The organism is Candidatus Hydrogenedentota bacterium (assembly GCA_012730045.1).
Lineage (GTDB): Bacteria > Hydrogenedentota > Hydrogenedentia > Hydrogenedentales > CAITNO01 > JAAYBR01.
This window is the reverse complement of the sequence record JAAYBR010000125.1, coordinates 22,496-31,719: the sequence shown is the minus strand read 5'-3', so window position 1 is coordinate 31,719 and position 9,224 is coordinate 22,496. Positions and strand designations below refer to the sequence as shown.

The following is a 9,224-nucleotide window of genomic DNA, read 5'->3' as shown; positions in this document are numbered from 1 at the left end:
GTGCGGGGGAACTGCGCCCCCAAAGAGCAACCACCGATGAACACCGATGAACACCGATAATGAAGAGAGAATGGTTTCCAGCCTCCCATACTTCCCATAACTCCCATCCCCGCCTGACCTGCCACAGAGGCGGTACTTTCTTAGCAGCAAAGCGAAGCCATCTCGTTCTCGCCAACACTCCGGCCGACACGGCAATCCCTTGTCGGAACGCCTCAGGTCCTGCGCATTCATGGGTGAACGGACACCTTTGACGCCGCCGGCGCTTTCTGCGTGAATCGAACGCCTCCACGACCATCGTTTATCCGGCGATCAGGGAGCGCGCCAGTCCACGCCTGCCTCACGGCGCCGTTGGCTGCCCCCCGTCGAATTGATCCAGAAAACTCTCAGCGGCGGCCCTGTCCAAACCCTGCTTCATCAGCATGTCAAGGGTTGATTCGCGCATTTTGGCCTTGGCTTCCTCGGATGGCCCCGGAAGGGTCGCCCGGGAGGGGTAAAGGTAGGGGTTGATGTTGTGCTTAATGTATTCTTCACACCCCTTCTTTTCCTCTTCCGTGCAGCCGGGAAGCGCCATCCGCGACTGCACCGCCCGCAACGCCTCCTGGAACTCCAACACGGACTGCAGAAACAGCGGCATGCTCTCGGAAGGATTCATGTTGGCTTCCTTTTCTAGAAACCTTCCCAGTCCCATGTGGGCCTCAATGACGCGCCAGTCGAGGGCATCGGCGGCATGTTTTTCGAACAGTTCGCGGAAAGCGTCCTGAACCTCCGGGCGCGTCGGTTTGAAGTTGTCGCTGCGGCGTTCCGCCAGAATCTGCGCGATGATGGCGCGAATGCTGATCGGATCGGGATCCTCCGGGTGCTTATCGAGCCACTCCCTGGCCTGCCGCACCGCCTCGTCTTCCCGGCTGGTGCAGCAAAGGATATCCACCTTCCTCAATGCCGCCCAGCGCCGCAATGCGGCCGGGGCCTCCGGGTCCTCGGCAAGCTCGGTGCACGCGCGCATCAAGTTGCCCTCGGCCCTGTCGCCTCCCAGGGGGCCGTTGGCGGTTTTGAACAGTTCGTCGTGATGGAACGACGTGGCCTCATAGGGCAGTTCGGGCGGCGGGTTGAAATCGCCGATGGTGATCGCCCACGCCTCGCCGGCGAGCGCCATGCCCGCGGCCATCATCATCCATGCGTAGGTGTTCATTTGCCCGTTCCTCCGCATCTCAGCGCGCGTTGATCTCGTTGATCAGTTTCTGAATTTGATACCCCGCCCCGTCCTCAAACTCGTACTCCGACGAGGGCTTCGCTACGGGTTGTTTGTTCGGATACTGGTCCGCCATGGTCTGGAGAATGGGCAGGCTGATTTCGGCATCCATCAGGCCCAGGGCCGACACCGCCACCGACCGCAGATGCACCAGAGTCTCCTTGGTGCTCTCGCGAAGAGCCTGCCCCGCAAACGGGGCGCCCCAAAAGGCGGCCTGGTTCGCCTGTACAAGCAGGGCCGCAGCCTCAGCCGAGTTGGCCTGGCCCAGCATCCGCAGCGTTTCGCGCAGTGCATAGCCGTGGTCGAGGGCCACCTTCTCCCTGCGCGGGCTCGTCAGGGCCTTCTGGTGGATGGGCACCCACCGCGGGTCGCGCTGCATGCCCGTTCTGGCCGCAAACAGGCAGCACCGGTAAGTAAGCCAGTCGGCGGCGTCAACGGCCTGCGCCGCCTTGGCGACGACATAATCAACGTCCGCCACAGACCACGAAAGCTGGTCTGCCGGGGTGGGACGATGACCCATCAGGTACGAAATGTCCAAGGAGACCGAGCGTGCCGCCATGCAGTACAACTCAGCGAGACGCGCATCAGTAACCGCAGACACATCCGGTTTGCACGGACCCGGCAGGCATGGGTCTCCACGCGGCGCCGTGTCCTTTTCTGTGCACCCGGAAATTACCGCGACGGCCAATACTGCCACTGCGGTCGGCAATAGGACAATTGCTCTTCCCATGTTGATTTCCCTCCCTGACAGCGTTTTGTCCGCGGGTCACCTGGGGGATATTGTCCGGGCGGCCCCCATCTTTCGGCTGGGACCGGTTCGAATGAAGAGGGCGCGAGGGCGGCATTTCGGCCCCTTCCCGACCGTCTTCTGGTGTTCATCTTGGCCGGTTTCCTGCGGGATGTCAAGCCTTTTTTCGGCCCAAACACCCCGTTTTTCCGCCCCACCACTCCCCCGAACCGCAAGCATCCAAAGAACAACCACCTACGACGCCGCGCCGTCATTTCCTGCGGCAAGTCCTGCCTCCGTCCGCGGCGGCGTCCCCAGCGCCTCCAGAAAGACCCTTTCCAGCCGCCGGGCGACCGTTTCCGGGTGGTGTTCCCCTAGGACCGTCGCCCGGGCGGCGCGGCCCAGGTCGCGGCGGAGCCGGGGCTGGTCCATGAGCCGCACCAGTGCGGTCGCCAGGGCGTTGGCGTCGTTGTCGGGCACGACCAGGCCGTTTTCTCCGTCCTTCAGGGGCCAGGCGGCGCCGGCGCAGGCGGCCACGGGGCGGCCCGCCGCCATGGCATTCAGCAGTTTGATGGGGTAGCCGGACCAGGACACGCGCGGCACGGCGACCACGACATCCTGCGAGAGGACGGCACGCAGGGCACCCACGTTGTCGCAGGGGACATGCTCCACGTTGGGAAAGGGCGGCAGGGCGGCGGTGGCCATGACCAGGCGGACGGCGGGCCGGGACTGCCGGATGATGGCGACGGCGTCCAGCAGCAGGCCAAGGTTCTGATACCGGTCCAGGTTGCCCGTGTAGACGATGGGGGGCATGGGGGCCTCGGCGGGCGCGGTCTCGGGGAAGGCGTCGGCGTCCACGGGCGGCGGGATGATCTCCACGCGGTCCTGGGGGCAGCCGCGCAGGACGAGGTAGCCCGCGAGGCGGCGGTGGGGCGCGATGATCCGGTCGGCGCGGCGGGGGAAGGTGTTGTCGAACCAGCGGCCCGCACGGCGGGCGGTCCGCTCCGCGCCGGGGCGGTCGAAGTAGTAGGGCAGCTCGTCGGCGAGGGCGTTGTGGGCCATGTAGACCACGGGGCGCGTCCGCGCCGCCAGCGCCACGAGCAGGGCCTCGTAGTTGTGTGCGCAGACGATGTCGGCGCCCTCGTTCCGGAGGGTGCGGCGCAGCGCCGCGAGGAGGGCCGCGTCGTGCAGGGGCTTGGTCCGGTCGGGGCCGGAGGCGGTGATGTCGCGCGCGAGGGGCCAGCGCTTTGCGCGGCGCAGCGCCACGTCGGCGGGCGGGGTGTCGCCCGCGCCGTGGTCGTAGACCACGAGGCGGACCGAATGGCCGATGCGCAGCAGGGTGGACGCGGTGTCGTGCAGGAAGACCTGCGACCCCTGGGGGAAGGGGTAGGGGCACGCGCCGACCATGACTATCTTGAGCTTTCTCATTCCAGGTATCCCAAAGAACGCAGACGCTCCTCGAGCAGTGCCTCTTCCTCCGGCGAGTAGGGGTGCGCGCCGCCGTCCCCGCCGTCCGCGGGGGGCGCGCCGCCCGTCCCCATGCCGGGGGCGAAAAGCGGGCGGCCCTCCATCTCCGGACCCGGCACCCCGAGCGCTGACAGCACGGTCGGGGTGATGTCCAACAGGGACGGCCCTGCCGGCCCGCCTGCCACAGACCGGTTCGTCACCAGCACGCCGGGGTTTCGGTGGACGCCGTTCATGCCGCGTTCCTTGCCGCCGGGGTATTCCGCCTCGGTCAGTTTCCGGAGCGCGCCGCCTCCGCGCGCCCGGACACACACCGGAGCATACCCGCTTTCCGCCTTCAGAGACAACACCACATCGGGGGCCCGGTCCACATGCGCGCCGCTGTACAGCTTCGCGCGCGGCACGGCGTCCGCGACCACATCCCATTCCCGCAGGCACGCGCACAGTTCGGCCACAAAGGCTTCGTAGTCCTCCGGCGCGACGGTGCCCTGCGGCTCGCGCCCCTGGAGGTTCACCCGCACGGAGGGGAAATAGCCCAGCTCCTCGGAGTAGGCGCGGGTGTTTGCCCAGTCCAGGCCGCCGAAGCGCGACCGGCTTTCGGCGCCCCCGGCCACGCCGCGCAGTCGGCGGAACAGGGCGCCGCGCGCGCGCTCGGGCACCACCGACAGCCCCAGCCGCTTGAGCAGGCTGTCCCGCCCGCCGCCGGGCAGGTAGCGCAGCAGGCCCATCTCGGCGAGGCGGTTGTTCAGGTGGACCACCGTGATGCCGGCGCCGGTGAACCCGTGGTCCGAGACCACGATCACCAGCGTGTCCGGCCCCGCCGCCTCCACGATCCGGCCGACCGCCGCGTCCAGCCGGGCGTACACGTCGCGGATCGCGTCGGAAAAGGGGTTCGGCCCGGGATACCGCGGCGACTGCGGGTCGTGGAACATCCAAAAGTGGTGCGACACCGTGTCGCTCTCGCCGAAGACGGCCATGAAGAAGTCCCACGGCTCGCTCCGCACCCAGTTCAGGAGGATGCGCTCCTTTTCCTCGATCCCCAGGAGCAGCCGCCGCAGGGCCTCGGCGTGCCAGCCCGGTCCGATGCGGCCCTCCTGGAAATCCGCAAAGCGCCACCCGGCAGCCTCGGCGGCCCGCGCGCGGGGGTACACAAACGAGGCGTCCACGGACGTGGCCACGGGGGAGTCGAAGCCGGAGAGCATGAGGCCGTTCACCGGCTCCGGGGGCCAGGTGGCGGGGACCCCCGCCACCACCACGCGCCGCCCCGCGCGCGAGAGCATGTCCCACACCGCGGGCGCGCGGCGGAACGAGCCGTTCACAAAGCGCACGGCGTAGCGGCCGGGGACCATTTCCGTGAAGTCGAAGACGCCGTGGCGGCCCGGGTTCACGCCGGTGACGCAGGAGGTCCACGCGGGGAAGGTGGCGGGCGGCGTGACGCTCTCCAGCGGCAGCAGCGCCCCGGCGGCCGCCAGCGCGCGGAGGTTCGGCAGCGCGCCGTCGTCCATCCACCGGCGGCACAGCGCCGGGTCGGCCCCGTCCAGTCCCAGTACCAGCACGCGTTTCATGGGGGCATTGTAGCAACATGGGCGGAATGGACGGGAGCGGCGGCGCGAAAAAAGGCGGCGCGGACCCGAAAGTCCGCGCCGCCGAATCAGAGGCTCAAGGGCGGATCAGAGGCAGTCGCTCGTGACGGCCACCCCGGCCGCCTGCAGCGCCGGAATCTGCGTGCCGCAGGCGTCGGTGGAAAGCGGGTTGCCCGAGAGGTACAGAGAGGCGCCGGGGCCCGTCAGTCCGGACAGCGGCGACAGGTCCGTAATCTGGTTGTCGTTGAACATCATCTCCTTCATGTTCACCAGCGCGGCAAGGGGCGTCAGGTCCGCAATCTGGTTCGAGTGGATGTTCAGGGTGTTCATGAGCGTCATTCCGGCCAGCGGGGACAGGTCTGTGATCTGGTTCTGGTACATGACCAGGAACGAAATGGCCGTCAGTCCGTCCAGCGGCGCGAGGCTCGTAATCTGGTTGTTGCCCAGGCGCACCCAGGACAGGTTTGCCGCGTGCTCCAGGCCCGTCAGGTCGGCGATGGCCAAGTCGTCGGCGCTGAGGGTTGTGAGGGCCAGCAGGTGCGCCCCGGTCAGCGGGGTGTCCACGGCCAGCCCCAGCGCCGTGCGGACGGCCGCGGCGAGATTCGCGTCGGGCATGGTCACCAGCGCCGGGCCGAGGCTCACCTCGATATCCACCGGCGCATTCGCCGCCAACACCGTGCCCGCGACCGGATTCTGGCTGATCACCCGTCCGGCGGGCACGGTTTCGCTGGCGGACTCCGTCACCGCCCCAACCATGAGCCCCGCCTCGCCGATGGCGGTCATCGCGGTGGACCGGGCGAGGCCGGCCACGTCGGGAACCGTCGCGGTTGCAATACAGGCGTCGTGGGTCACGGTCACCCCGCGCGCCTCCAGCGCGGGGATCTGCGTGTCGCACACGTCGGGGAAAAGCGGGTTGGCCGTCAACGAGAGGCTCGGCGGACTGGCCGCCTCGGTGAAGACGGTTCCCGCCACCAACGGGGCCACCGTGGTGAGCTGGTTCCAGTCGAGGGACAGGAAGGAGAGCTTCGCAAGCGCGGCCAGCGGCGCCGTGTCCGCAATCTGGTTGTCCTGAAGCAGCAGGTTGACCAGGCCTGTCAGTCCGGACAGGGGCGCCACGTCCACAATCTGGTTGGTGTACAGGTTCAGAATGGCAAGCCCCGTCATTCCGGACAGCGGCGTCACGTCCACGATCTGGTTGTCGAAGAGGTCCAGTTCCGTGAGGTCCGTCAGTCCGGACAGCGGCGCCACGTCCACAATCTGGTTAACGCCGAGGTCCAGCACCAGGAGCGTGGACAGTCCGGAAAGCGGCGTCACATTCGTGATCTGGTTGCGCTGGAGATACAGCTCCATCAGGCTCGCCAGTCCGGCCAGGGGCGCCAGGTCCGTGACCTGGTTGTTGTGCAGGCCCAGAACGGCCAGGTTTGTCAGGCCGGCCAGGGGCGTCAAGTCCGTGACCGCGTCGTTGGCAAGGTACAGGCCCGACAGGTTCAGCGCGCGCTCCAGACCCGTCAGATCGGCGATGCCCGTGTTGTTGCCGTTGAGACTGGTGAGGGCCAGCAGATGCGCCCCCGTCAGCGGGGTGTCCGCGGCCAGACCCAGCGTGGAGCGGATGGCCGCGGCGAGCGCCGCGTCGGGGACATTCACGGGCGCGGAGCCCAGGCTCACCACGAAGTCCACCGCGGAACCCGCCGCCACTTCCGTGCCCGCGGCCGGGTTCTGGCTGACCACCTGGCCCGCCGGAACCGTGTCGCTGTTGGCCTGCGTCACCGTGCCGACAGCCAGGCCCGCGCCGATCAGCGCCGATTCGGCCGTCGCCGGAAGCATCCATGTCACATCCGGAACGAAGGCCGACGGCCCCTTCGAGACCACCAGGCTCACCGCCGACCCCGGGGCCACCAGCGCGCCCGCCGACGGGTTCTGGCTGATCACCTGGCCCACAGGCACCGTGCCGCTGAAGGACTCGGCCACCGCGCCCAAAACCAGGCCCGCGCCCGTGAGGGCGCTTTCCGCCCCGGCCTGGGTCATGTCCGCCAGATCGGGAACGGCCACCGGGGCGATGCAGGCGTCGTGGGACACGGTCACGCCGCGCGCTTCCAGGTCGGGAATCTGCGTGTCGCACACTTCTGTGAAGAGCGGGTTGTTCGAGAGGTACAGGGTGGCGGGGCCCGTCAGTCCGGCCAGCGGCGACAGGTCCGTGATCCGGTTGTTTACGAACATCATTTCCTGCATGTTCACCAGCGCGGCAAGAGGCGTCAGGTCCGATATCTGGTTCGAGTGGATGTTCAGGGTGTTCATGGCCGTCATTCCAGCCAGCGGCGACAGGTCCGTGATCTGGTTCTGGTAAATGACCAGGAACGAAATGGCCGTCAGTCCGTCCAGCGGCGCGAGGCTCGTGATCTGGTTGTTGCCCAGGCGCAGGTAACCCAGGTTTGCCGCGTGCTCCAGGCCCGTCAGGTCGGCGATGGCCAAGTCGTCGGCGCTGAGGGTTGTGAGGGCCAGCAGGTGCGCCCCCGTCAGCGGGGTGCCCGCGGCCAGTCCCAGCTCCGTGCGGACGGCCTCGGCGAGATTCGCGTCGGGCATGGCCACCAGCGCCGGACCAAGGCTCACCTCGATGTCCACCGGCGCATTCGCCGCAAGCACCGAGTCCGCGGTGGGGTTCTGGCTGATCACCCGGCCCGCGGGCACGGTCTCGCTGAGGGACTGCGTCACCGTTCCCGCCAGAAGGCCCGCTTCGTCCAGGGCCGCCTCCGCCTCCGCCTGGGTCATCCCCGCCAGATCCGGCACCGATATGGCCGGACCCCGCGAAACCACGAAACCCACCCCCGTCCCCAACTGCGTGGGCGTCCCCGCCGGAGGGTTCTGGCTGATCACCCGGCCCGCGGGGACCGTGCCGCTGAAGACCTCCGCCACAAAGCCGACCGTCAGGCCCGCGCCGGTAATGGCGGTCTCCGCCTCGGCCCGCGTCATCCCCACGACATCCGGGGCCGGAACAGGTTCGCGGCCCTTGGACACGTCAAGCGCCACAGAGGTCCCAGGCAGGACCGTCAGGCCCGCCGCGGGATCCTGGCTGATCACCTGCTCCGCCGGAACGGTGGCGCTGAAAGACTCCGTCACCGCGCCGAGCGTCAGGCCCGCGTCGGCCAGGGCCGCCGCCGCCGCAGACTGGGTCATCCCCACCACATCCGGCACCGCGACCGGCTCGGGACCCTTGGACAAGTCAAGCGCCACGGATGTCCCAGGCAGGACCGACACGCCCGCTGCGGGATTCTGGCTGATCACCTGACCCGCCGGAACGGCGGCGCTGAAGGACTCCGTCTCCGCGCCGACCGTCAGGCCCGCGCCGGTCAGCGCCGTTGCCGCCGCAGACTGGGTCATCCCCACCACATCCGGCACCGCGACCGGCTCGGGGCCCTTGGACACGTCAAGCGCCACGGACGCCCCCAGCGTGACCGACACGCCCGATGCGGGGTTCTGGCTGATCACCTGACCCGCCGGAACGGTGGCGCTGAAAGATTCGGTCACCGTGCCAACCGTCAGGCCAGCGCCGGCCAGCGCCGTTGCCGCCGCCGCCTGCGCCATCCCCACAACACTCGGCACCGCAACCGTGGCGGCCGGTTCCGAACCCTTGGACACCACCAGACCCACCGCCGACCCCGGCGCGACCAGCGCGCCCGCCGCCGGGGTCTGGCTGATCACCTGGCCTGCGGGAACCGTGGCGCTGAAAGATTCGGTCACCGCGCTAACCGTCAGGCCAGCGCCGGCCAGCGCCGTTGCCGCCGCCGACTGCGTCATCCCCGCGACATCCGGCACGGCAACCGTGGCCACCGGTTCGGGGCCTTTGGAAATCACCAGCGCCACGGCGGAGGTGGACTTGACCTTGGTGCCCGCCGCAGGGTCCTGCTGGATCACCTGACCGGCCGGAACCGTGGCGCTAAAGACCTCGGTCACCGCCCCCACGGCCAGTTTCACGTCCGTGAGCGCGGATGTCGCCGCCTCCAGGGTCATTCCCACAACATCCGGCACCGCGACCTTGCCGCACCCGGGCAGCATCAGCATCGCCATCGCCAGAAAAAGGCACACACCAACACGCCCGCCGCGCACGGGTTCGTTAAACATTGCCATTCCTCGCTGAACTTCAAAAGAGTTGGGCAACGAACCCGTATGTTCACGTCACACGCGGACGGATTGCCATAATCCAATA

Annotated in this window: 5 protein-coding genes; all 5 read right to left on the bottom strand. The window is 68.3% G+C overall.

The annotated features are described in order from the left end of the window. Positions 1 to 337: 337 nt before the first annotated feature. The gene (locus GXY15_13825; GenBank protein NLV42286.1) at positions 338 to 1,189 is read right to left on the bottom strand and encodes a hypothetical protein; all 852 of its coding nucleotides are present in this window, start codon (positions 1,187 to 1,189) and stop codon (positions 338 to 340) included. A gap of 19 nt (positions 1,190 to 1,208) precedes the next feature. Continuing rightward, complete coding sequence (locus GXY15_13820) at positions 1,209 to 1,769, bottom strand: hypothetical protein (protein NLV42285.1); 561 nt, start codon at positions 1,767 to 1,769, stop codon at positions 1,209 to 1,211. Between the two features lie 462 nt (positions 1,770 to 2,231). Continuing rightward, the gene (locus GXY15_13815; protein ID NLV42284.1) at positions 2,232 to 3,404 is read right to left on the bottom strand and encodes a glycosyltransferase family 4 protein; all 1,173 of its coding nucleotides are present in this window, start codon (positions 3,402 to 3,404) and stop codon (positions 2,232 to 2,234) included. Further along, entirely contained in the window at positions 3,401 to 5,005 is a 1,605-nt protein-coding gene (locus tag GXY15_13810) for a hypothetical protein (protein ID NLV42283.1), read from the bottom strand. Before GXY15_13810 ends, GXY15_13815 begins: the two co-directional genes overlap by 4 nt. A 105-nt stretch (positions 5,006 to 5,110) precedes the next feature. Further along, positions 5,111 to 9,139 (bottom strand): PASTA domain-containing protein, encoded by a 4,029-nt coding sequence (locus GXY15_13805; GenBank protein ID NLV42282.1) that lies wholly within the window; start codon positions 9,137 to 9,139, stop codon positions 5,111 to 5,113. Positions 9,140 to 9,224: the final 85 nt, after the last annotated feature.